Source organism: Moraxella sp. RCAD0137 (genome assembly GCF_002894025.1).
GTDB lineage: Bacteria > Pseudomonadota > Gammaproteobacteria > Pseudomonadales > Moraxellaceae > Moraxella > Moraxella porci.
This window is the reverse complement of sequence record NZ_LTCC01000001.1, coordinates 527,707-549,960: the sequence shown is the minus strand read 5'-3', so window position 1 is coordinate 549,960 and position 22,254 is coordinate 527,707. Positions and strand designations below refer to the sequence as shown.

22 protein-coding genes are annotated in these 22,254 nt (G+C 47.6%); 17 read left to right on the top strand and 5 right to left on the bottom strand.

The window, feature by feature from the left end; translation table 11 throughout:
* On the bottom strand, positions 1–129 hold a 129-nt coding region (locus AZ602_RS10375; protein WP_227525150.1), incomplete at its 3' end, for a helix-turn-helix domain-containing protein.
* 344 nt (positions 130–473) lie between these two features.
* Between AZ602_RS10375 and AZ602_RS02485 the strand changes: the two genes are divergently transcribed.
* From AZ602_RS02485 to AZ602_RS02440, 10 genes are all read left to right on the top strand, one after another.
* A complete protein-coding gene (locus tag AZ602_RS02485; protein ID WP_103033515.1) occupies positions 474–2,177 on the top strand; it encodes an AMP-binding protein in 1,704 nt (567 codons plus the stop codon).
* Positions 2,178–2,288: 111 nt separating this feature from the next.
* The gene (gene rph, locus AZ602_RS02480) at positions 2,289–3,005 is read left to right on the top strand and encodes a ribonuclease PH (RefSeq protein ID WP_078316714.1); all 717 of its coding nucleotides are present in this window, start codon (positions 2,289–2,291) and stop codon (positions 3,003–3,005) included.
* Between the two features lies 1 nt (position 3,006).
* Complete coding sequence (locus tag AZ602_RS02475) at positions 3,007–3,465, top strand: hypothetical protein (protein WP_103033514.1); 459 nt, start codon at positions 3,007–3,009, stop codon at positions 3,463–3,465.
* Positions 3,466–3,492: 27 nt separating this feature from the next.
* Positions 3,493–3,975, top strand: a complete 483-nt coding sequence (locus AZ602_RS02470; protein WP_078316716.1) for a DUF3465 domain-containing protein — start codon at positions 3,493–3,495, stop codon at positions 3,973–3,975.
* A gap of 151 nt (positions 3,976–4,126) precedes the next feature.
* Positions 4,127–5,482, top strand: coding sequence for a phospholipase A (locus AZ602_RS02465; protein WP_103033513.1), 1,356 nt, complete (start codon positions 4,127–4,129; stop codon positions 5,480–5,482).
* 72 nt (positions 5,483–5,554) lie between these two features.
* Positions 5,555–6,337 carry a ComF family protein gene (locus AZ602_RS02460; RefSeq protein ID WP_103033512.1) on the top strand — a complete coding sequence of 261 codons (783 nt, stop codon included), beginning with the start codon at positions 5,555–5,557 and terminating at the stop codon, positions 6,335–6,337.
* Positions 6,338–6,459: 122 nt separating this feature from the next.
* Positions 6,460–6,879 (top strand): pilus assembly protein PilV, encoded by a 420-nt coding sequence (locus tag AZ602_RS02455; RefSeq protein WP_103033511.1) that lies wholly within the window; start codon positions 6,460–6,462, stop codon positions 6,877–6,879.
* Positions 6,876–7,835 (top strand): pilus assembly protein PilW, encoded by a 960-nt coding sequence (locus tag AZ602_RS02450; RefSeq protein WP_103033510.1) that lies wholly within the window; start codon positions 6,876–6,878, stop codon positions 7,833–7,835. The genes AZ602_RS02455 and AZ602_RS02450 overlap by 4 nt, the downstream gene beginning before the upstream one ends.
* Positions 7,836–7,840: 5 nt before the next feature.
* Complete coding sequence (locus AZ602_RS02445; RefSeq protein WP_146025212.1) at positions 7,841–8,605, top strand: hypothetical protein; 765 nt, start codon at positions 7,841–7,843, stop codon at positions 8,603–8,605.
* A 331-nt stretch (positions 8,606–8,936) separates the two neighbouring features.
* Positions 8,937–9,686, top strand: a complete 750-nt coding sequence (locus tag AZ602_RS02440; RefSeq protein WP_103033508.1) for a hypothetical protein — start codon at positions 8,937–8,939, stop codon at positions 9,684–9,686.
* 106 nt (positions 9,687–9,792) lie between these two features.
* Here the strand turns inward: AZ602_RS02440 and AZ602_RS02435 are convergent, their stop codons facing one another.
* Positions 9,793–10,365: a 4'-phosphopantetheinyl transferase superfamily protein gene (locus tag AZ602_RS02435; RefSeq protein ID WP_103033507.1), complete on the bottom strand. Its 573-nt coding sequence runs from the start codon at positions 10,363–10,365 to the stop codon at positions 9,793–9,795.
* Positions 10,366–10,440: 75 nt separating this feature from the next.
* On the bottom strand, positions 10,441–10,953 hold the full coding sequence (gene pal / locus AZ602_RS02430) for a peptidoglycan-associated lipoprotein Pal (RefSeq protein WP_103033506.1): 513 nt from the start codon (positions 10,951–10,953) through the stop codon (positions 10,441–10,443).
* Positions 10,954–11,241: 288 nt separating this feature from the next.
* Here pal and pepN point away from each other — a divergent pair, with 288 nt between their 5' ends.
* From pepN to AZ602_RS02410, 4 genes are all read left to right on the top strand, one after another.
* Positions 11,242–13,815, top strand: a complete 2,574-nt coding sequence (gene pepN / locus AZ602_RS02425) for an aminopeptidase N (protein WP_103033505.1) — start codon at positions 11,242–11,244, stop codon at positions 13,813–13,815.
* A 151-nt stretch (positions 13,816–13,966) separates the two neighbouring features.
* Positions 13,967–14,671, top strand: coding sequence for a DUF805 domain-containing protein (locus AZ602_RS02420; protein WP_103033504.1), 705 nt, complete (start codon positions 13,967–13,969; stop codon positions 14,669–14,671).
* 103 nt (positions 14,672–14,774) lie between these two features.
* On the top strand, positions 14,775–16,115 hold the full coding sequence (locus AZ602_RS02415; RefSeq protein ID WP_103033503.1) for a 3-deoxy-D-manno-octulosonic acid transferase: 1,341 nt from the start codon (positions 14,775–14,777) through the stop codon (positions 16,113–16,115).
* The gene (locus tag AZ602_RS02410) at positions 16,112–16,825 is read left to right on the top strand and encodes a 16S rRNA (uracil(1498)-N(3))-methyltransferase (RefSeq protein ID WP_103033502.1); all 714 of its coding nucleotides are present in this window, start codon (positions 16,112–16,114) and stop codon (positions 16,823–16,825) included. The genes AZ602_RS02415 and AZ602_RS02410 overlap by 4 nt, the downstream gene beginning before the upstream one ends.
* Before the next feature lie 44 nt (positions 16,826–16,869).
* Here AZ602_RS02410 and AZ602_RS02405 read toward each other — a convergent pair whose 3' ends face one another.
* Together AZ602_RS02405 and AZ602_RS02400 are read right to left on the bottom strand one after the other, a co-directional pair.
* Entirely contained in the window at positions 16,870–17,757 is an 888-nt protein-coding gene (locus AZ602_RS02405) for a DMT family transporter (RefSeq protein WP_103033501.1), read from the bottom strand.
* Positions 17,744–18,541, bottom strand: coding sequence for a methyltransferase domain-containing protein (locus tag AZ602_RS02400; protein WP_103033500.1), 798 nt, complete (start codon positions 18,539–18,541; stop codon positions 17,744–17,746). The genes AZ602_RS02405 and AZ602_RS02400 overlap by 14 nt, the downstream gene beginning before the upstream one ends.
* 226 nt (positions 18,542–18,767) lie before the next feature.
* Between AZ602_RS02400 and AZ602_RS02395 the strand changes: the two genes are divergently transcribed.
* From AZ602_RS02395 to AZ602_RS02385, 3 genes are all read left to right on the top strand, one after another.
* Positions 18,768–19,721: a hypothetical protein gene (locus AZ602_RS02395; RefSeq protein ID WP_103033558.1), complete on the top strand. Its 954-nt coding sequence runs from the start codon at positions 18,768–18,770 to the stop codon at positions 19,719–19,721.
* Positions 19,722–19,923: 202 nt separating this feature from the next.
* Positions 19,924–21,006, top strand: a complete 1,083-nt coding sequence (locus tag AZ602_RS02390) for an ABC transporter substrate-binding protein (protein WP_103033499.1) — start codon at positions 19,924–19,926, stop codon at positions 21,004–21,006.
* Positions 21,007–21,189: 183 nt separating this feature from the next.
* Positions 21,190–22,194 (top strand): ABC transporter substrate-binding protein, encoded by a 1,005-nt coding sequence (locus AZ602_RS02385; RefSeq protein WP_103033498.1) that lies wholly within the window; start codon positions 21,190–21,192, stop codon positions 22,192–22,194.
* The last annotated feature ends 60 nt before the right edge of the window (positions 22,195–22,254 follow it).

Here is a 22,254-nt window from a genome sequence, read left to right as displayed (position 1 = left end):
AATACCATGAGTTTGGTAGAGTCTCACCCAGTTTTGGACGATACAACGTTTCAGACCAAACGATTTGGCTGTGCTGTGGTAACTATGCTCTGTTAAATAATGATCAATGACTTCAAGTTTAAAGTCCATTGTGTATTTGGTCATAAAAACACCCCAAAGGTTGTCTAACTTTTGGGGTGCGGTTCACTTTTGGGGTGCGGTTCACTTATACGGTGTTCTTTTTTTTGGTCTCTTAGATGGTGGGGCATTTCGATTGATTTGTAAAATTTTGCAATATTTTGGCGGTTTTGATTGATTTTACTTGGAAAATTATCCAAAACATGGTGTAATAGCTTACAACTGTATTCTTAAAAAATTCGCCAACATTCTTGTCATGCCGACCAACTTATGATAGATTTAAGAGGTATGCGATATTTGAGTCATCGTGTACGGCATGGTATCAAATGATGGATTTTTAGACATAAGGAAGTAGTATGACCGCACAAAATTTCACCATCCCCACCGACCGCCCATGGTATAAGACTTACCAAGAACACGGCATTGAGTTTGATTTTAGCTTACCAAGCAATGTAAATTCGCTTGTGGATGTCTTTGAGCAGGCATTTGCTGAGCATGGCGATAAGGTTGCTTTTACTTGCATGGATGCGTCTTTGACTTATCGTGATGTGGATAATTATAGCCGTCAAATTGCTGCTTATTTGCAGTCTTTGGGCTTGGTTAAGGGCGATAAAGTGGCGGTGATGATGCCAAACATTTTGCAATATCCGATTACGATGATTGGTGTTGTCCGTGCAGGTTTGACGCTGGTTAATGTCAATCCGCTCTACACGCCGCACGAGCTTGAGCATCAGTTGAATGACAGCGAGGCTAAGGCGTTATTTATCGTTGAAAACTTCGCTCAGACCTTTGAGAAAGTCGCCAACAAAGGGCAAGTTAAGCATGTCATTGTGGCGACACTTGGCGATATGCTTGGCTTTAAGGGTTTTATTGTCAATGCTGTGGTGCGTCATGTCAAAAAAATGGTGCCATCGTGGAATATCCCAGGGCATATCAGCTTTAAAGAAGCGCTCAATCAAGTACCAGCATCAGGCTACAACCGTCCGCAGCTTGCCCTTGATGACATCGCCGTCTTGCAGTACACAGGCGGTACGACAGGCGTCGCCAAAGGTGCGATGCTCACCCATGCCAATCTTGCGTCCAATGTTGAGCAGTGTATGCCTTTTGTGGGCAAAGTCTTCCCTGAAAAAGACTTATCGGGTCAATACATCGCCGTGGCATTGCCTTTGTATCATATTTTTTCGTTCACAGCGTGTGGTCTTTTGGGCATGAAAATGGGCTTTAGCATGCTGCTCATCACCAATCCGCGGGACTTTAAAGCGGTATGTAAAGACTATGCCAAATACCGTCCCGCCTTTTTTCCTGCGGTCAATACGCTGTTTAATGGCTTGGTGCATGATGAGGGTTTTCGCGCACTTGACCACAGCAATCTAAAGCTGTCCTTGGGCGGTGGTATGTCGGTGCTATCTGATACTGCCAAAGCATGGGAGCGTCTGACGGGTAACTACATCATTGAAGGTTATGGCTTGTCTGAGACTTCCCCTGTCTTGACCTTAAACCCACCAGGTGGCTACACTGGCAAAATCGGCATTCCATTCCCAGCGACAGACATCAAGCTGCTAGACGATGATGGTAATGAAGTAGCAATGGGTGAGCCAGGTGAAATCTGTGCCAAAGGCCCGCAGGTAATGCCAGGCTACTGGAATCGTCCTGATGAGACTGCCAAAGTGATGACTGATGATGGCTATTTTCGCACTGGTGACATCGGTGTGATGGATGACAAGGGCTTTATTAAGATTGTTGACCGCAAAAAAGACATGATTTTGGTTTCGGGCTTTAATGTCTATCCAAACGAAGTCGAAGATGTGATGACTGGCCATCCAAAAATCCTAGAGTGTGGCGTCATTGGTGTGTCAGATGAGCACAGCGGTGAAGTGCCAAAAATCTTTGTGGTCAAAAAAGATCCAAGCCTGACTGCCGAAGAAGTGCGCGCGTGGGCAAAAGAAAACTTGACTGGCTACAAGCGTCCAAAATACATCGAGTTCATCAGCGAGCTACCCAAATCAAATGTCGGTAAGATTCTGCGTAAGGACTTGCGTAAGCTTGAAGAAAGCAAATAAGTAGATAATTATCCCAAAAGCCTGCCATCAAACGATGGCGGGTTTTTGTTTTGTGTTTTTGGGGATAACTTGTTAAAATAAGATAAATTTTATCATCCAAAAGAGATTATTATGCGTATTGATGGCAGACAATTGAACGAACTTCGCCCAATCAGCTTTACTCGCCACTACACCAAGCACGCCGAAGGCTCGGTGCTGGTGTGCTTTGGTGATACCAAAGTGCTTTGCACAGCCAGTGTCGAAGCAGGCGTGCCAAGATGGCTTAAGGGTCAAGGACAAGGTTGGTTGACTGCCGAATACGGTATGTTACCGCGCGCCACAGGTACTCGCACACAGCGTGAAGCGGCTCGTGGTAAGCAGTCAGGCCGCACCCAAGAGATTCAGCGTCTGATTGGTCGTAGTCTGCGCGCGATGCTGGATTTATCCAAGCTTGGCGAGAATACCATCCATATCGACTGTGATGTCATCCAAGCCGATGGCGGTACTCGCACGGCAAGCATCTCAGGCGCTGCGGTGGCATTGATTGATGCGCTAGAATATCTACAACGAGAAAAGAAACTGACCCAAGATCCGCTACTGGGCTTGGTCGGTGCGGTGTCGGTTGGCATCAAAGATGGCAAGGCGTATCTGGATCTCAACTATGCCGAAGACTCAACCTGCGATACCGATCTGAATGTGGTGATGACCCAAGCGGGTGGCTTTATCGAAATTCAAGGCACGGCAGAAGATAAGCCATTCACCCGAGCCGAAGCTGATAGTATGCTGAGTCTTGCTGAATCAGGCATCCGCCAAATCATCGAAGCACAGCAACAAGCGCTAGGCTGGTAAGATGCTGACGGTCAATGAGGATGGCGTCAGCATTCAGCTGTCAGGACAAGGCGGCGATCCGTTGTTTTGGTGGTCAGTGGGACTGCTTGTGCTTGGGGTGATCGTGGCTGTGGTGTGTTTTACCATGCCTGTTGAGTACGCCATCGGCTCATTATTTGTGTTTGCGGTGGCGATGTTTGGATTTAATATCAAGCGTCATCAGGCGAAACGCCGTCATGTGTTTGGCGTTGGTGAGTTAAGACTTACGCCCAAGCGATTTGCCATTGATGATAAATCCTTAACCCTATCTGAGACCGCTGAAGTGAGCATTGATGGCGCTTGGCTAATCATCAAAGATCGTGGGCTTGAGTATCGTTTTTCAGGTTTTGGCGATGATAAAGAGATGGCGGTAGCCAAGCAAGTGCTGGAAGGCAAATCCATCCAAAGTCGTAAAGTCAGCATTCGTATGGCTGATGGCTAAAGACGATCAATCAACAGGATCAAATCAATGCACTATATTGATAACATAAAGCGCACGCCTTTGATGGCTATGGCAGCTGTACTGATCGCATTAAGCGGTTGTCAGCCAAGCGACACCGATTCTAAAGCACAAAATGCAGCATCTAGGAGCGCCAACGATGTCTCGGCGCGCTGCAACAATCAGCTGATCAATCAAAGTTTTCACAATGCACGCTCTGATGTGCAAGTGGCTGGCTGCGGTACGGTTCGCGCCTTATTAAAAGACGATCTTAAAGGCAGTCGTCATCAAAAATTCATCGTCAATCTCGATGGTCATGATCAAACCGTGTTAATCGCCCATAACATTGACTTGGCACCGCGCATCGATGCGCTACAAAAAGGCGACTGGGTTGAGTTTTATGGTGAATACGAATACACCGATCAAGGTGGTGTGGTACATTGGACGCATCATGACCCTGCAGCGCGCCATCAAGATGGGTATATTTTGCACCAAAATCAGCGCTATCAATAAGCCTGTCAGCATCTGTATGCCGTGATCTGATGGTGCTGATCGGTTAATGCAGTGTTGATGCTTTGCTTGCTTGTCGGGATATGCTATTATAATGAGATTTATCCGCTGCCTAGGCCATCTTGATTTGGCAGCACCCATCGAGTAATGATTCATGAAAACCACCAAACTTTCGTTGTCTGCATTGTCAGCTTCTGTATTGGCATGCTTAAGCATCCTGCAGATGCAGCAGGCGCATGCTGTTCCCAATCCCGTTTCTTTTATTGAAGAAACTGAAAACAATCCTGATGCCACATTGACCCAAGCGGCAGTGCTGACCACCAAAATCGAGGTGCATCCTAGTCAGCCAAAGCTTGTCGATGAGACAGTTATTGATACTAAAGCAGCCAGCATTCAGACAGCAGACAGCGCACAAAAGCCAGATCAGCAAGCACTGCTCGTCAGCTGCTCAACCCTCACACAAGATGCCATGCGTTTGGCTTGCTATGATACTTTGGCAGGCGGTGATGTACCAAACAGTATCGAAAATAAACGCCCGATCCGTTTGGGTGAGACCATTTGGCAAACCATCAAAGGCAATCCCCAGGTGGTATATAGCGACACCGCGCCAAGCGTGACACTCTCGGGTGATGAGCAAGGCGGCCTATCAGATGAAGATGCCAAGAACATTGAGCGCGTGGCCAAAAAATACACGCCACTTAGCTTATCTTTTGATTTGGATCGCAATAATACGCCGCTGTGGTCGACGCGTCCACACAATCCGATGTATGTACTGCCGCTGTTTGTCAATGGTAAACCAAACCGCCACCCAAGCACACCAAACCACGAGGTTGAGCATTTTACGGGTAATGAATTTCGAGCGCCTGAACTTAAATTTCAGCTGTCGGTTAAGGTAAAAGCAGCTGAGGATTTGCTGGGTACGGATGCAGATCTGTGGGTGGGCTATACTCAGCAGTCGCATTGGCAGGTATATAATGAGGATAACTCGCGCCCGTTTCGTGTGCATGACTATCAGCCAGAGATTTTTTTGACACAGCCAGTGTATTCTGATCTGCCTTGGGGTGGTAAGCTGCGCATGATCGGGGCAGGTGCGGTGCATCATTCTAATGGTGAGAGTGACAACTTATCGCGCTCTTGGAATCGCGCTTATCTGCTGGCAGGCATGGAATGGGGTCGATTGACCGTCATGCCGCGCCTGTGGGGGCGCATCCTAAAAGAGGGCAATGATCTACAACCAGATGATAATCCTGACATTTTGGATTATTATGGCTATGGCGATGTGCGTTTCTTGTACCAGCTACAAGATGATAGCAATGTCTCAGGCACGGTGCGCTATAACCCTAAATCTGGAAAAGGCGCGCTGCAGTTGGATTATGTGCGACCGCTGGGCAAAGGCGTCAGCGGCTATGTGCAGCTGTTCCAAGGCTATGGTCAGTCTTTGATTGATTATAATCATGAATCCACTGGCATCGGTTTTGGTTTGATGCTAAATGACTGGATGGGGCTGTAAATAGATGTTTTGGCATCGCGACCACCACCGATGCCATCGATTACGACAGCATGATTGGCAAAGGATTGCGCATTGAAACCCATATCTCATATCAGCTCTGCCATCAGCCATCGACCATCGAACACCACTAAGCTTGCGGTGGCGCGATGGCTGCATCATCACAGTGCGCTGTGGCTGGCCAGATTTCGTCACGACTGTGTGATCTGCGCCCAGTCTCATCATGGCAGCTCGATGCTCGATTTGATATGTGAGCATTGCCAATCACTCATCCCACTGCTGCCACTGATTGTCAAGATTCCCCTAAGTCCATCCTTGCCATCAGATATGGCATCAAGTCATGTGCGCTTATTTTCGCTTAGCTATTATCAATATCCGATGAACCACTTGATCCAAAATTTTAAAGATCATGAGAATCTGCACGCATTATTGGCACTATATGCAGTACTTGCAAAACTGCCCAAACCCGTCGGATGCACCGCCAAAGACACGGTGATTTTACCGATACCGACGACGAGCAGTCGCATCCGTGTGCGCGGCTTTAATCCTGTGTTGATCTTGGCAAAATTCTTATCATGGCACTGGCAGCTGCCCTTATGGCAGGGGCTGGCTCGTCATGATGGTGTGCGTCATCAGCGGGGACTCAATCGCAGTGAGCGACTGGCCAACACTCAATCGGATTTTTACTTGACTAGCGCCGTACCGACACGGCAGGTGATTATTTTTGATGATGTGGTGACGACAGGTTCGACCGTGGCAAGTGCAGCTAGACTACTAATTAGTAACGCACCAAAGCTGCGCATCATCTCTGTCTGTCTGGCGCATGGTAGCGCGGATTTTGGGCTTGATCGTGCATGAGTAAGACACTGCATAGACATCATGGCGTGGACGAGCGCGGTTTTGGCTTGATTGAAGCTTTGGTGGCCTTGTTGTGATTGTCGATCGTGGCGATGGGTTTTTTATCGGTGCAAGGCAGGCTTATGATCACAAGCACTGATGCTGCATTTCACACCCAAGCGATACAGCTGATGAGCAACGATTATCATGCCATCCGATCGTTCTCATCCAGCCAAAAAGACAGTTATGCACAGACACTAAGACAAATCGCCCAAGCAGCAGATGGCGGTATCGATGCTTATCAGCGCACAGCCAATGCAGCGATTATTAATTGTCATCAGGGCTGCACACCTCAAGAGTTGGCACGAAGTTTGGCGATCCGTTCGGCGCAGTCGGCTGGCAGATCAAAGATTGTTTTATCAGTCACAACTTGTGCGACAGGGCGCTGCTGGGTGGCGGCATGGGGCGATCAAGCCAGTGGCCTACTGAATAACTGCCCGCATCTGATGGTAAGAGCTGTCAATGATAAACTTAACAACTGCATCATGATGGGTGGGCTGTGAGACAAGTTCATACACAGCAGGGCATGAGTCTGATGGAGCTGGCGGTAGCGCTGCTGGTGAGCGCACTGGTGGTGCTTTTGGCTGTCGGATTTTATGCCCAATCAGCAAAAACGACGCTGCAAGCACAGTCGATGGCTGTGATGATCGACCAGCAAATTTATGGCGTGGCAAGCCTGAATGAGCAGCTTAGACTGGCGGGTCTGGGCATAACATCACAGCCACAGGCACTGCTGTGGGATCGCGAGCAGTTGCATGGTTTGACAGGCATCGATACCAAGCATCTGTCCAGTGCTGGCAGACATCCGAGTAATCTTGCCATCGCCTCTGATCAGCTCACCGTGCGTTATGTGGCGCCTGCTGACATGCTTGACTGTGAAGGCAGCGTGGTTTTAGGCCCTCGGCGTGCGCGTTTGACCAATGGTGAGATGGCGCTGATTGATGGGCAAGTGGTGATCGAGCGGTATTTTGTCAATAAAGAGGCTGATGGCTCGTTGGCACTTCGTTGTGATGCGGCGCGCTATGTCACCGATGAGATCGAGCGAGACAGTACTCGTGATCGACGCGGGCTTGGCAGTGCTTATACCAGTGCCATTATCGATCGCGCTGTGACGGATAGAGGCGTGCGCCGTGCCAATCAGGTTCGTGGTCTTGGTGATCAAGGAGAGCTGATGCTGTCTGAGATTGAGGGATTTTGGGTGCGCTGGATCGGCCAGCAAGCGCAATCTGTGCAGGTTGGGCGTATGAATGAGGTGCAGTCTGGGATGCTTATTGATGGTGTGCAGATTGCCATCTTGGCGCAAGAGTTATCAGATGCAAATGCTGAAAACAATGTGACAATATTTGATCAGCGGCTGTCATTAACAGATGATAAACCGCGTAAGCTATATCAGCTGCAGATCAGCTTTGTTAATGCTGGCACCTTGAGTGCAGCTGACTTAAGCTTGCCTGTGGAGTGATGCTGATGACCAAGCTTTTTGGAAACCATCGACAGCCATCAGCCCAAGCAGGCTTTGTCCTATTGATGATGCTGGTGGTGATCTTACTGATCAGCGGTGCCACTGTGCTGCTACTGAACCAAAATGCTGTGGATGCACGCAGCGCCATCTATCATCATGAGCAGCAATCCTTATACGCTGCTGCCGATACAGCGCTGGCATCAAGTTGGCAGCAGTCTGAGCATGAGTTATCAACGATGATCACCGATCGACCTGATGGCTGGCTGACAATGCTGATCAACTCTCAGCCCGAAAGCCATTATCCTATGGTCAAAAGCTGCGATGGCTGGCGCAGTTTTGGTGTCGGCATCAGTGATGGCCATCATGATTTACCCAAGACAGGCTGTCCGGCGCACAGCTTGGGCTATGTGTGGCAGGTGGCCTATGCGCTGCCTGTGGGTGAGGATCATTATTTACATTATCTGACCAAAGTCAATGACGCCATTCATATCACTGCGGCTGATGAATCACACAAAGTATTAGCCCGGCATCGTCATGTATTGATGTATGGCATTGCAGCGCAGCATAGGGCGGCAGCCGAGCCTTGTCTGAATGAGTCACTGCTGCATGCTTATATCGCCAGCTGTCTGATCGATCAGGGAGTGCGGTATAAATTGGTTGCCGCTGAATGGCTGGTATCAGTTTATCAACACGATCCTGCAGAAGTTGACGGCATCACCGCGTCAGTCATCAAGCTTAGAACCTATGATCTGCGCAATATGCGTGAATAAAAAGACTGTATCAGCTGATAATGAGCCAATCAGTCACAAAAAACTGTGGCAAGCAGTGAAAAATTGGCAGAGTTATGATAGAATAGGCGGAATTTTTGTGGTGTCGTGGTTGGCATTGATAAATTGTAAGAAATTGTAACAATGCTAACAACTTTCTGTCTGGTCACGCAAAGGTTGTACAATTCTCAACCATTGTTTACACAAAGACATATAAACACCATAAAAACGGGGGTGACATTACACGAGAAATCGTATTAAAATGTAACCATCAATAACAAGATGTACTTGGATGCAGTTTTGGGTTTGGGTACATCGCTTTTAGGAGAAAGCTATGAAAGCTGTAAAACTATCTGTAGTTTCTGCTGCAGTTCTACTATCTACTTCTGCGATGGCAAATGTTGTGACTGACACAGGTGCAGCGGTTGTTGATGGTACTCGTACCATTTTCAGCACCTTGGTTAAGCCAGCGGCGGTAAGCGCTGAAGTTGGTACTTTGGGTTATGGTGCGAACATTGCTTGGGCAGTGAACGACACTGTTGAGCTACAAGCTGGTTGGGCTGGTGGCGACATCGCTGAAGCTGTAAACGACAACTTTGACGCTAACGGCGTAAACTATCAAGTTGAAACTGATTTTTCTAACCCATACCTAGGCGTTCAAATGCGTCCTGCTGCGAACTGGTTCACTGTTGGTGCTGGTATCATCGTACCTGACAACGATATCCAAGTTCGTTCTAACCCTGTTGACAGCACCAATGGCGCTATTTATCGTATCGGTGGTCAAGATGTATCTGCTAAAGCTTTGGGTACACTTGAAGGTACTGTTGAGCATCGCAACAAACTTGCTCCTTACATGACTGTTGGCTTCCGTCCAAACCTACACAACAACTGGGGTGTATTTGGTGAGCTAGGTGCAGCATATCTAGGTAAAACTGATGCGACTGTTACCGCTGTAAATGGTGATGGCACTTTGTCACCAACTGCTCAAAAAGCTTACGCTGAACAAGCTGAACGCGATATCGAAGACAAAGACTATGCGCGTTGGTTCCCAATCGCTAAAGTTGGTGTAACTTACCGCTTCTAATCACGATCTGATCGTGAACAAAACGATGCTACTTCTGTGGCATCGTTTTTTTTTGTGGGTGATTGTATTGACTTCTTATCAAAATCAAAGCGATCCAAAATCCACCTTAAGCATCCAACCGAAAAATTGCTGATAACTGTAGGCTTGGATGGATAAAGGCTTGATGGCCATTACTCAGTTTTATTTGGCTGCTATGAGTTGGACTAATGTCGGTCAAATATTGTCCAAAGTCCACGCCCATGCCTTGCGTGAGTGTACCGCCATGCAGCTTAATCCAAGCTTCTTTTAATTGCCAAAGGATTTGCCGATAGACGGCTTGGGTGTCTGATGGATAAGATTGCAGGGTTAAATTTTCATGTTGACCAAAAAACCGTTGTGCCACCGCTTGAGAAATCGCTCGAGTCTCGACATCGATGCCGCACGGATAGGGACTGATGATCAGTGCCACGCAGTCTTTGGAGTGACTAAAGCTGACAAAGCTATGATGGCCATTTGCCATCAGTCGATAAGGAAAGCTGCTTTCATCTAATAGTGCTTGTTGATCAAGATGTGTTAGCACAACATCGAGCAAAGCACGCACAGCCTTAGACTGCAATGACGGATCGGCGGATGTCATCCGTGCATGTGAGATGATCGCAGATCCGATCAAGTGTATCCAAGGTGTATGAATGATCGACATGAGTTAACGATGGCTGGGTGATATTTGGGCAATAAAAAAGCCCAAATAACTTTGAGCTTTTTACAGAGGTCTTAATTAGTAAGATAATTCAGCACGGCGGTTTTGTGACCATGCTTCTTCACCTGAACCTGTAGCGACCGGACGCTCTTCACCGAAGCTTACGATCTCAACATTGGCTTGATTGACGCCTTTGCCAAGCAGATAGCTACGCACCGCAGCAGCACGACGCTCGCCCAGTGACATATTATACTCACGGCTACCACGCTCATCGGTATGGCCAGCGACCAGTACGCGTGCAGTCTGATTGGCACTCAAAAACTGTGCTTGGGTATCTAAGATGGCAGCGGCTTCTGGCTTGATGACATCAGAATCAAAATCAAAATGCACCAAACTTGGCAGATTGGCAGCAGCGGCCTTAATAGCATCGCTGTTAGCCACCAAAGGAGCATTGGCGTTATATACAGGACCGGTGTAGCCAGTCGGTGCATTTGGCGCGACCACAACGCCGCCAGATTTGCTGGCACAGCCTGTGGTGATGGTCAAAGCAGTCAATACAGCAGAGGCGATGGTAAGCTTAAGATGTGACATAAGAACACCTTTATTTGTAATTATCTGATATAAATGATGCAAATATTTGCATGGATGTGACTATAATGACAAATTTACAACAATTTTACAAGAACTTTTTGCATTCATTTTTCAAATTATTACGCTAAGTGAAACAAATTACTGTGCTTAAAATGGCGGGTCATGAGTCCAATGCCTGATGCGATGAAATAATAAGCGATATAGTCATCAAACTTGGAGATGCTTTCATTCGCACTTGATTTTTGGTAGTATGATGCGTAATTTTTATTTGATCAGTTGAGTAATGTGATGACAAACCAACAACCCACCAAAATTTATCTAAAAGATTATACGCCGCCAAGCTTTGATGTCACAAAAGTGGATTTGGACATTCAGCTATTTGACGAGTATGCCACAGTATATAGCAAGCTTTTGATGCGTCGCCGACATGATGGCAAGCTTGTGCTGCTTGGTCGATCGCTTGAGTTACAAAGTATCTGTGTGAATGGCAAGGCGTTGTCAGCAGATGAGTACACGCTCGATGACGAAAGTCTGACACTGCATGATGTCGCCGATGAGTTGACCATTGAGACGGTGGTGCGTATCACGCCACAGACCAACACCACGCTTGAGGGCTTATATCAATCAGGTCAAGGTGATGAGCTGATGTTTGTGACGCAGTGTGAGCCTGAAGGGTTTCGCAAGATTACCTATTTTCCTGACCGTCCTGATGTCTTGACAGAGTACACCACGCGGCTTGAAGCGCCCAAGCGTTTTAAGACCTTGCTTGCTAATGGCAATCTGATCGAATCGGGTGATGTCGGTGATGATCGCCATTTTACCATTTGGCATGATCCCACCAAAAAACCAAGCTATCTATTCGCTGCTGTCATCGCCAATCTGGAGGTGCTCAGTGACAGCTACACCACCATCGAGGGTCGTGATGTCTTATTGGAAGTGTATGCATCGGCGCATGATATTGATAAATGCCATGTCGGTATGCAGGCACTCAAAGATGCGATGAAATGGGATGAAGATAATTATGGTCGTGCTTATGATCTTGACCGCTACATGATCGTCGCGACCAGCCAGTTTAATATGGGGGCGATGGAAAATAAGGGTCTGAATATCTTTAACACAAGCTGTGTACTATCAAGCCCAGAGACGACAAGCGATGAGCGTAGTTTTAATGTCAAATCAGTGATTGCTCATGAGTATTTCCACAACTGGACAGGCAACCGCATTACCTGCCGTGACTGGTTTCAGCTGTGCCTAAAAGAAGGCTTTACGGTATTTCGTGACCAAAGTTTCTCAGGGGATTTTCGTTCAAAGGCGGTGCAGCGTATCGAAGATGTGGCATTGCTACGCTCGGCACAGTTTGCCGAAGATGCGGGCACATTGGCACACCCTGTCCGACCAGAGAGCTTTGTTGAGATTAACAATTTTTACACCATGACTATCTATGAAAAAGGTGCAGAAATTGTGCGTATGCTTGCCAATTTATTGGGTAAAGAAAAATTCCGTCAAGGCACCGATGAATATTTTCGCCGATATGATGGCATGGCGGTGACGGTTGAAGATTTCTTGTCTGCTTTATCTGTCGCTGATGAGCGAGTGTCGCTCTTTATGCCTTGGTATCGTCAGCCAGGTACGCCTGTGCTGTCAGGCTCATCACGCATTGATGGTGACACAGTGGTGGTGAGTCTTACCCAAGCCACTCGCCATGTGCCAAATTATGATGCGCCGATTGCATTGCCTATCCCTGTGGATACAGCGATTTTTGATAGTGTGACAGGTGAGATGTTGGCAAATCAGATGCTACTATTAACCAAAGATCAAGATGAATTTGTCTTTGATGGTATCCAGCTAAGTGACGGTGCGCACCCTGTGGTGTCGGTGCTGCGTAATTTCTCTGCACCTGTGAAGCTTGATTTTAATTATACGGATGAAGATTTGGCACGCCTAGTGGCATTTGAGACCGAAGGCTTTAACCAATGGCAAGCCCTGCAAACTTTGGTGAATCGTTGGTTATTTGGCGATAGCGATGATGCTGCCATCTTGACCGATGCACTAAAAACCGCTGTCACTACGCTCAAAGACACTGATCCGATGCTGGCTGCGCGTCTATTTGATTTGCCAAGCGAAAAAGAGCTTGCGATGGCGTATGATACCGACTATGACCCTGTGGCGGTCAAGGCACGCCGTGATCAGCTCAAAGCACTGATTGCACAGGCATTGTCTGATGTGGTATCGGATTGGTACGCATCACTGGGCAATGAAGCTTATGCCGATACACCAGATGCTCGTGGTCGTCGCCTGCTAAAAAATGTCCTGCTTGACTTATCATTGACGGCAGATGTGGACGGTGCGGATGCTTTGGCGTATGAGCAGTACAAAAACGCATCATGCATGAGTGAACGATTGGGTGCATTGACAGCAATTATTCATCATAATCTTGAACAAAAACAAGCATTTATCGATGATTTTTATAGTCGATTTAGCGATGAAGATTTGGTGATTGATACTTGGTTTGCTGCCCAAACATCATCAAGCCATACCAGCATTGATGAGATTGCAGGCTTGATGGCTCGTGATGATTTTGATTGGAATACACCAAACCGTGTGCGTGCCGTGCTTAGCAATTTGGCGGCAAAGCCTGTACAGCTATGGAGCGAAGCAGGTGTGGCACTGTATCTATCAGCGGTTGAGCGACTCGATGGCAGTAATCCGCTGCTAGCGGCTCGACTATTGACGGCTTTGGCTCGTTGGCAGACATTGTCTAGCGAACCAAAAACCGTGATTAAACAAAAGCTTGAAAGCTTACAAACCAAAGCCAAATCCAAAAATGTCCTTGAGTTTTTGGGCAATATGCTAAACGACTGATATCGGGTTTGTGACCCAAATAAAGACAGGTGTATGCCTGTCTTTTTTATTGCTTGTTAGCTTTTGTATCGTGGATGATTGTTGTTAATTATAAAAAGTGTTATAATGATTTATTTATTAAACAACTGATTAAAACAATGATGGGTATCTGATGAAGGGTAAGATTTTAGATTTTTCGGTGACGCAAGGCGGTGGACTGATTCTAAGCAGTGATGGCACACGCTATTTGTTCAATGCCGATCAGTGGCACGGTCAAAGCTTGCCAAAAGTGGGGCAAGATGTGGATTTTAATATCGATGATGCGCACAAGGCAATTGATATTTATCCTGATGTCTATGCAGTACCTGCACAGAGTCAGACAGCGGTTAAGCTCGATGAGATTGGTACTAAGGTTGGTGATTCGTTTAATAAATTTGCCACTGACATTAATAACAGCTTGGTCAAAATCAACAGCAAACAAACGCCAGCGACTTTTGTGGATTATGCAGTGCAAGCAGTCACCAAAAATTTTGCCAATTTCAATGGTCGTGCGCGTCGCAAAGAGTACTGGGGAGCGATGCTCATCTATATTATTGTCGCTGTCATTTTGTCGATGCTGATGAATATTACCTTTTGGATTTCGGAATATTTGTCGTACTTTTTTGTGCTTGTGGCATCGATTTTTTATTTGGCGACGATTGTGCCAATCCTTGCGCTGACTGTGCGCCGTCTGCATGATATTGATAAATCTGGCTGGTGGTATTTGATTTCGCTGGTGCCGCTCATTGGTGGGATTTGGCTATTGATTTTGTTATGCACCGAAGGCACTCGAGGTGAGAATCGATTTGGCGCTGACCCAAAGGCAGTTGGGCAGTAAAAGCGTGTGGCTGATGATAAGACAGGTATATGCCTGTCTTTTTTATCGCCAAAAACGCCAGTAAAAATGCTAAAATAAGCAAAATTTTTAACCGACTAGACTTATGACAGCTGTTCGTCCGCCTTTATATTATCGCCTAGCGATGCGTTTACTTGCACCCATCTATCGGATGATGGTCAAGAAAAAATCTCGTCATAGATTGACGCTATCTCGTGAGCTTGCTGAGCGATTTGGTGAGCAGTATCTGCCTGTGCCAAAGACGGACAAAGGGGTGATTTGGTGCCATGCTGTGTCATTGGGTGAGCTAAATACTGCCTATCCACTACTCAAAAAACTGCTTGATGCTGGCTTTGGTTTATGGATTAGCAGTACCACGCAGACAGGCTTTGAGCGCGCGAGTCGATTATTCGCCGATGAGATTGAGCAGTCACGGGTGTCGCATAGCTTTGTGCCAGTTGATACCTTGCCTGTGATTGAGCGATTTATGGCTCATGTCAATCCAGTGGCGGTGCTATTTATCGAAACCGAATTGTGGGCAAATACGCTGTACGCCTGCAAAACTCGTGGCATTGCAAGTCTGATGATCAATGCCAGACTGAGCGAAAAGTCCTATCAAGGCTATGCCAAAATCACTAAGGTTAGTCAGAGCATGATGGCAAATTTGGATAAAATCATCGCCCAAGATGGCGACTCTGCCAAGCGGTTTTTGGCACTTGGGGCGAGTGATACGCAGGTTGTGGTGATTGATTCGCTCAAATGGGTCAGTCAAAGCGGTCTGACGCCTACCAATCAACAGCTTGCCCAGACGACAGCGGATGTGATTCATACCGCAGGCAGGCGAGCGGTGTGGACGATGGCAAGCACGCATGATGGCGAAGAGCGACTTGCTTTGTTGGCACATCAAGGGCTGATGGCACATCCTAAGCTGAATCATGCGTTATTGATACTAGTGCCACGCCATCCTGAGCGTTTTGATGCGGTGCATCAGCTGTGTCTTGAGATGGGATTTGTGACTGCCAGACGCTCGGCAAATGATGCTATTACTGCCCAGACGCAGGTGTATCTGGCGGACACGATGGGTGAACTGATGGCGTGGTATCAGTTGTGTGATGTGGCAGTGGTTGGTGGCTCATTTGTGCCTGTGGGTGGGCACAATCCGATTGAGCCAGCAAGTCTTGGTAAGCCGATTATCATGGGTAGTTATGATGATAATTGCCATCTATTGACCAAAGAGCTACGCAAAGTGGGTGCACTGGCACAATTGGACGCTACAGATGCACAAGTGGCGGATAAGCTTACCGAAGCGTTGGTACAGACTTATATCTATCGCTGGAATGGTGAGCAGGGCAAGCAGTTTGTCAATGCCAAACAATCAGCACTGACACATCAGCTTGAGCAGATTATCAGCGTGCTACATCACACGCAGGATGGGCGTGGGTTATGAATATTATCTTATTAAGCCCAAATAGCATCACAGGCGATCAGGCATATATAGATGACAAGGCAGTCATCACGCATATCCGAACGGTACTCGGTGTAGGCATGGGCGATACCCTAAAGGTCGGATGCCTTCATGGACTGATCGGTACAGCCACCATCACAAAGATGGATGATGATAGTATCTGTTTAGGTGGACTTAGTCTAGATAAATCACCACCACCGAAGCTGAATCTTACTGTCATATTGGCATTGCCCCGTCCTAAGGTGCTGCGCCGTCTTGTGATGGACATGACAGCGATGGGCGTCGATCGTATCATACTCATCAATAGCTACCGCACCGACAAATCCTATTGGAGTTCGCCATTATTAAATAAAATTGATGAATATATCATCGAAGGACTACAGCAAGGCATTGATACCGTGCCGCCAGAGATTGTGATGGCAAAAAGGTTTAAGCCTTTTGTGCAAGACGAGCTACCTACCATTATTGGCGATACCAAAGCATTGGTAGCACATCCTTATGCGGATACAAGTTTTGGGGTGGCGGTGCAGACAGGATTGCCAAGTGTGCTGATCGTCGGTGCCGAAGGTGGCTTTATACCCTATGAAATTGAGCTGCTGCAAAGCGTCGGCGTGCAGGCTGTTAGCCTAGGTAGTCGCATTCTACGCACCGAATCAGCGGTCAATGCACTACTGGGTCGATGGCTGGATTAATTTGGCCGATTGCTGATGACTTGCTTGATAGAGCAACAAAGCCATCAGCGGCGCGTCAAGGCATTTGCCAAAGTCGCACCAATAATCAGTGCCACACCAACCATCTGTAAGGGTAGTAGTGGCTGACCCAAAAGCACAATCGCCAAGATAATCGCCGTCAAAGGCTCAATGATGGTAAAGACTGATGCCGTCGTGGCAGGCAGTTTGTTCAGTGCAGTCATATATAGAAAAAACGGTGCAATCGTGCCAACCAGACTAAGCCCAACGACATAAGCCCATGCCTGTATCGGTAAGCTGGATAAGGCCTGATAAGTGGCAAAAGTTTGCGGTAAAAAGAGCAGTGCAATCGCGCTAAATGCCACCGAGCTAAAAAACACCATCTGTGTTGAGTGATTGAACGACATGGCTTTTTTGCCCAGAATGCCGTACAGTGAATAGCATAGCCCAGATAATAGACCGACTATCACGCCCATATTTAGGCTAAATTTATCGCCCGCCATTAAGCACGCCACACCGATAACGGCAACGATGGCAAGCAGGGCAGATTTGACCGAAATCTGTTCCCCTAGGATAAGCTTGGCAAGCACAAGGCTAAACACAGGTGCGGTATAAAGTAGCGCCACCGCCATACTCACACCCACCTGACTCACCGCATAAAAATAACACAAAGTCATCCCAAGTACGCCGATGAGTGATTGTGTCATCAGACTAAACCACTCTTTGGTGCGCATGGATAAAAAGGTGCGATACAAGCTTGGCAATAGTACAAGCACCATCGCCCCTGCGGTCACGATGCGAAGTGTGGTGATGGCAAAGCTATCCAGTCCAAGTTTGCCAAGCTGTGTCGAAAAAATCCCCAAAGTCCCCCAACAAATCCCTGCCATGATGACCTGTAGCGAGCCGATGAGTAGTGTGCGGTTATTGGTTGTCATGCTTGACTCCAATGAGATGCAAATACCGACCCATCAGGCGAAATGGCATCTGCCTTGCATAGCGTAGCTCCATCACGACGATATCATCAGGGTTGTTGAGTCCGCCACGCTTGAGCGGTGCATAATCTGAGAATACACGAATGCCCGAGCGAATGGTGATGGTGTAGCCATGATGCGTCAGCCAAGACTCGACCACTTCGGGGGCAACAGGGTGATTGGGCGTCAGACTCTTATCATCGGCAGGGCGTGGTGTATCTAGCTGATAAAAATTCCCCATCACCAGATTGCGATAAATAAGACTGGCTGGGTTATAAAAGCACAGCGACAATGCACCACCATCCGCCAAATACTGATCAAAAAACGCCATAATCGCTTCAGGCTCACCCAGCCACTCAAGCACCGCATGACAAAGAATTAAATCAAATTTCTCATCGCCAAGATGCGTCGGTAAGTCTTGATAAGGGCAAGCAATAAAGCGCAGATTGTCAGGATTGATGGCCATCTGTGCTGCACTGTCTTTGGCTTTATCAAGCATATTGACCGAGATGTCATTGATAGTAACATGATGATTTTTGGCAAGCTCAAGGCTGATCTGCGCAAGCCCTGCGCCGACGTCGAGCACTCGTAGCGGTCTGCCGAGCGTTTGGCCAAGCCCTGTGATGGCATCCGTGATGTCTTGAGTGAGTACCGCCAAGCGGATGCGACCTTTGAGTCCGCCATAGACTTTTTTGGCGAAGTGGTCAGCGATGGGATCAAAATTTCGGTCAGTGATGGATGCTGTCATGTTAATGATTTGTAAATATTAAACGAATAAGTGTATCCATCGCTGCTGCACGCGGCATTTGGATGGCTTGTGCTATGGCGTCAAGTCAAACTTATGCTATAATAAGCCATTTTCGCCAAACCCTCATTATAGCACAGATAATACGGTGCTTGAATGCAGTGCGCAAGTTGCAGCGCATGTGGCTTTGAGTTGGCTGCCTTAACAGATCGCATTGATGAGCAAATTTATGAAACAATCTACCCTAAAATTGATGAGCATGCCAACATTGGCACTTTTGGCTTTGATTGGCTGTAGCAAGGATAATCGCGATGACGCCGATGTGGTCGTGGCCGAACCTGTGGTACAAGAGCTTGACGCCATCTGTGAAGATCCAGCGCTAAAAGTGCGCTTGGATGTTGCCATCAAAGATGCCATCTTAAGCGCAGCGATGAATCAGATGGTCGGCATCGAGCCTGAGCAAGCGCTATCCATCCAAAATGCTTTCGGTCAGCAGCTGAATAATGTGCGCATCGATACCCAAAATGCCACCAACTTTGCTGACAGCTGCATGGTCGATGTACTCATTACCCCAAATCCAGAGGATGTGGTGGCAGCAGAGTATGCTTTTGCCAGATCGGGTGCAACATTGCTTCAGCGTGCCAATCAAGATCAAGTAGAGCTGAATAATGGCACCATCATTGCCAAGCAAGTCACTTATCAGATGGTCAATGGCGACATCGTCATGTATGCCAGCAATCACAATGCCATCCGTCTGGTTGCTGATATTTTGGTGGCGTCGGCCGATACTTTGCCGCAGATGGCGCCTGTGACTGGGGCGACGCGTCCGCAGGTGATCGAACGCCAAGCTGAGACACTGCCTACTGATGAGACCGTGCCAAGCGCTGCCCCGCAGCAACGCGCACCTGCAGTGACATCGCGCATTGAGCGCCCAACAACCAATAACCAACCGACCACCAATACCACCAGAACCCCAAGCACAAGCACGCAAGAGCGCCAAACTGTGCGCACTGTGACGCCAAGCACCAATACACCAACCAACCGAGCTACCGCAGACCAAGCTCGCCCAGCGCCAGAGCCAGCGCCAACGCCTGCGCCAAGCCGTGAAGAGGCTGCACCAGCGCCTGCTGCACCTGAGGGCGACTCTAGCATCACCATCGTCGAGTCAAATGAGACTTATTGATGCGCTGATAGATGAGTCATCAAAGCTTGATTACTTTATAAAAGCCTTTTCTAAAAAGGCTTTTTTTATATAAATTTTAATCAAAAAATTTATATTTATTAATATTTCAAAATGGTATCCATCGCGTTTATTTTATGTTACAATCAAAGCCATCATCGTTGCTGATGACGCATTTATAAATTGATAATTTTGGAGAATTGAGATGAATCTTGCACGCAATAAATTTGCTCAAGTGATGCCTGCGTATGTCATGCCTATGTTGGCAGCAGCGGCATTGGTCGGCTGCGGTCAAAATACCACCACCCAAACCAGCAGCGAGCCTACCAACAGCGCACCAGCTGAAGTCGCAGAAACTGCACAAAAACCTGCCAAAACCATTGCCATCACTGCCATCGTTGAGCATCCGTCACTCGATGACATCCGTTTGGGTGTGATTGATGGTTTGGCAAGTTTGGGTTATAAAGAGGGTCAAAATCTGACGGTGAATTTCCAATCTGCTCAAGGCTCTATGGCCACCGTCGGTCAGATTGCCAAGCAGTTTGTCGCTGATAATCCTGATGCCATCGTCGGTATCACCACGCCAAGCGCTCAGTCACTGGCAGCAGCAACCACCAGCATTCCCTTGATTTATACCGCGGTGTCAGATCCTGTGGCCGCCAAATTGATTGATGAGAATAATCAGGGTACACAAGCGAACATCACCGGTCTGTCCAGTCAGCTGCCGCTTGAGCCACAGGTGGAATTATTTACCAAAATTAAGCCTGAGGCCAAGCGCATCGGTTTCGTCTATAGCCCAGGTGAGGCCAATTCTGTGGCTGTTAAAGATGAGCTTGCCAAGCTGTTGCCAAAATACGGCATGACTTTGGTGGAAGTCCCTGCCAACCGTTCAAGCGATGTGGCGGATGCGACGCGTTCATTGGCAGGTAAAGTGGATTTGATTTATACTTCACTGGATAATGGCGTGGCCTCAGCGATGGAAGCGATGGTGCAAGCTGCCAATGAGCTTAAAGTCCCTGTGATCACATCCGATGAGTTCTCGGTGCGCCGTGGTGCGACAGCAGCGTTGGGCGTGAATGATTATGATTTTGGCTTGACGACCGCCAAGATCGTCGCGGATGTATTAGATGGCAAAGCGCCAAGCGAGATCAGCCCGCAGGTGATGAATACTCTGACGCTGTTTATTAGCCCAAAACACGCAGCCGAGCAAGGTGTGACGGTGGATCTGACCACTTTGGGTGACAGCATCAATGTTGATACCACGCCATCACGCCAGCACAGCAAATAATCCATTACTTTGCACGATTCTGTGTTCGCTGTGGTTAAGCGCTGGCACAGGATCGCGTACAGTGGATTATTGTTAACAAATGTGAAAAAATCTTACCCAAAATGCTTGGCAAGTGAGTTAACGCTGTGTTAGAATTTGTATAGTTTTTTTTGGGCTTTATCATTTGCATGACAGGAGTTTAGCATGACAACCAAGTTTTTAAAAACCACCCTTTGGGCAAGCTTAGCTGCTTTGACTTTGGCTGCTTGTGGTGGCGATAAGTCAGCTGACAATGCAGCTGCCGCACCTGCCACCGAAACCAAGACTTTGGCCATCACTGCCATTGTTGAACATCCTGCACTGGATGCAGCGCGTGCTGGTGCGATCGAGCAGCTTGCTGCCGAAGGCTTTAAAGAAGGTGAAAATCTGACCGTCAATTTCCAATCAGCACAGGGCAATATGGGTACAGCAGGTCAGATTGCTAAACAGTTTGCTTCAGAAAACCCTGATGTGATCTATGCCATCGCGACTCCGTCAGCCCAAGCTGTGGCATCAGCCACCACCACCATCCCTGTGGTGTTCTCAGCAGTGACCGATCCTGTAGAAGCCAAATTGGTCACAAGCCTAGAAAAATCAGGCAATAATGTCACTGGTGCATCGGATGTACTACCATATGAGCCGCAGATTGAGCTGATTCGTGAGCTGATTCCAAATGTCAAAAATGTCGGCTATGTCTATAGCCCAGGCGAAGTCAACTCAACTGTCGTACTAAAAAATCTGAAAGAAAAACTGGCACCGCTTGGCATCAATGTCATCGAATCACCAGCCCAAAAATCAAGCGACATCACTCAAGCTGCCAATGCTTTGGTGGGTAAAGTGGATGTGATTTATACTTCGACCGACAATAATGTCATCAATGCCTATGAAGCACTGTACCAAGTGGCAAAAAGCGCAAAAATCCCACTGATTTCAGCAGATACCAGTACTGTTGAGCGTGGTGCAGTGGCGGCACTTGGTGTGAACTACACAGACCTTGGTAAAGAGTCTGGTAAGATCATCGCGCGTGTGCTAAAAGGCGAGAAGCCAGATACCATCCCTGTGTATATTTCACAAAATCTTGACCTATATGTCAGCAAAAAACACGCAGCCGAGCAAGGTGTCACTTTGCCACAAGCTGTTCTTGATCGTGCTGCCAAAGTGGTTGAGTAATCTGCTACTGTTTTTTGGTCTGATCGTTCATGATTGGACAACCTACTCAAACCCAAGTGC

Excerpts from the sequence above, each read along its gene's own strand:
- rph (WP_078316714.1), top strand. The coding sequence starts at position 2,289 with ATGCGTATTGATGGCAGACAATTGAACGAACTTCGCCCAATCAGCTTT.
- AZ602_RS02415 (WP_103033503.1), top strand. The coding sequence starts at position 14,775 with ATGACAGCTGTTCGTCCGCCTTTATATTATCGCCTAGCGATGCGTTTA.
- AZ602_RS02385 (WP_103033498.1), top strand. The coding sequence starts at position 21,190 with ATGACAACCAAGTTTTTAAAAACCACCCTTTGGGCAAGCTTAGCTGCT.
- AZ602_RS02435 (WP_103033507.1), bottom strand. The coding sequence starts at position 10,365 with ATGTCGATCATTCATACACCTTGGATACACTTGATCGGATCTGCGATC.
- AZ602_RS02405 (WP_103033501.1), bottom strand. The coding sequence starts at position 17,757 with ATGACAACCAATAACCGCACACTACTCATCGGCTCGCTACAGGTCATC.
- AZ602_RS02400 (WP_103033500.1), bottom strand. The coding sequence starts at position 18,541 with ATGACAGCATCCATCACTGACCGAAATTTTGATCCCATCGCTGACCAC.
- AZ602_RS02475 (WP_103033514.1), top strand. The coding sequence starts at position 3,007 with ATGCTGACGGTCAATGAGGATGGCGTCAGCATTCAGCTGTCAGGACAA.
- AZ602_RS02410 (WP_103033502.1), top strand. The coding sequence starts at position 16,112 with ATGAATATTATCTTATTAAGCCCAAATAGCATCACAGGCGATCAGGCA.
- AZ602_RS02485 (WP_103033515.1), top strand. The coding sequence starts at position 474 with ATGACCGCACAAAATTTCACCATCCCCACCGACCGCCCATGGTATAAG.
- AZ602_RS02390 (WP_103033499.1), top strand. The coding sequence starts at position 19,924 with ATGAATCTTGCACGCAATAAATTTGCTCAAGTGATGCCTGCGTATGTC.
- AZ602_RS02445 (WP_146025212.1), top strand. The coding sequence starts at position 7,841 with ATGACCAAGCTTTTTGGAAACCATCGACAGCCATCAGCCCAAGCAGGC.
- AZ602_RS02395 (WP_103033558.1), top strand. The coding sequence starts at position 18,768 with ATGAAACAATCTACCCTAAAATTGATGAGCATGCCAACATTGGCACTT.
- AZ602_RS02440 (WP_103033508.1), top strand. The coding sequence starts at position 8,937 with ATGAAAGCTGTAAAACTATCTGTAGTTTCTGCTGCAGTTCTACTATCT.
- AZ602_RS02455 (WP_103033511.1), top strand. The coding sequence starts at position 6,460 with ATGATCACAAGCACTGATGCTGCATTTCACACCCAAGCGATACAGCTG.
- AZ602_RS02470 (WP_078316716.1), top strand. The coding sequence starts at position 3,493 with ATGCACTATATTGATAACATAAAGCGCACGCCTTTGATGGCTATGGCA.
- AZ602_RS02420 (WP_103033504.1), top strand. The coding sequence starts at position 13,967 with ATGAAGGGTAAGATTTTAGATTTTTCGGTGACGCAAGGCGGTGGACTG.
- pepN (WP_103033505.1), top strand. The coding sequence starts at position 11,242 with ATGACAAACCAACAACCCACCAAAATTTATCTAAAAGATTATACGCCG.
- AZ602_RS02465 (WP_103033513.1), top strand. The coding sequence starts at position 4,127 with ATGAAAACCACCAAACTTTCGTTGTCTGCATTGTCAGCTTCTGTATTG.
- pal (WP_103033506.1), bottom strand. The coding sequence starts at position 10,953 with ATGTCACATCTTAAGCTTACCATCGCCTCTGCTGTATTGACTGCTTTG.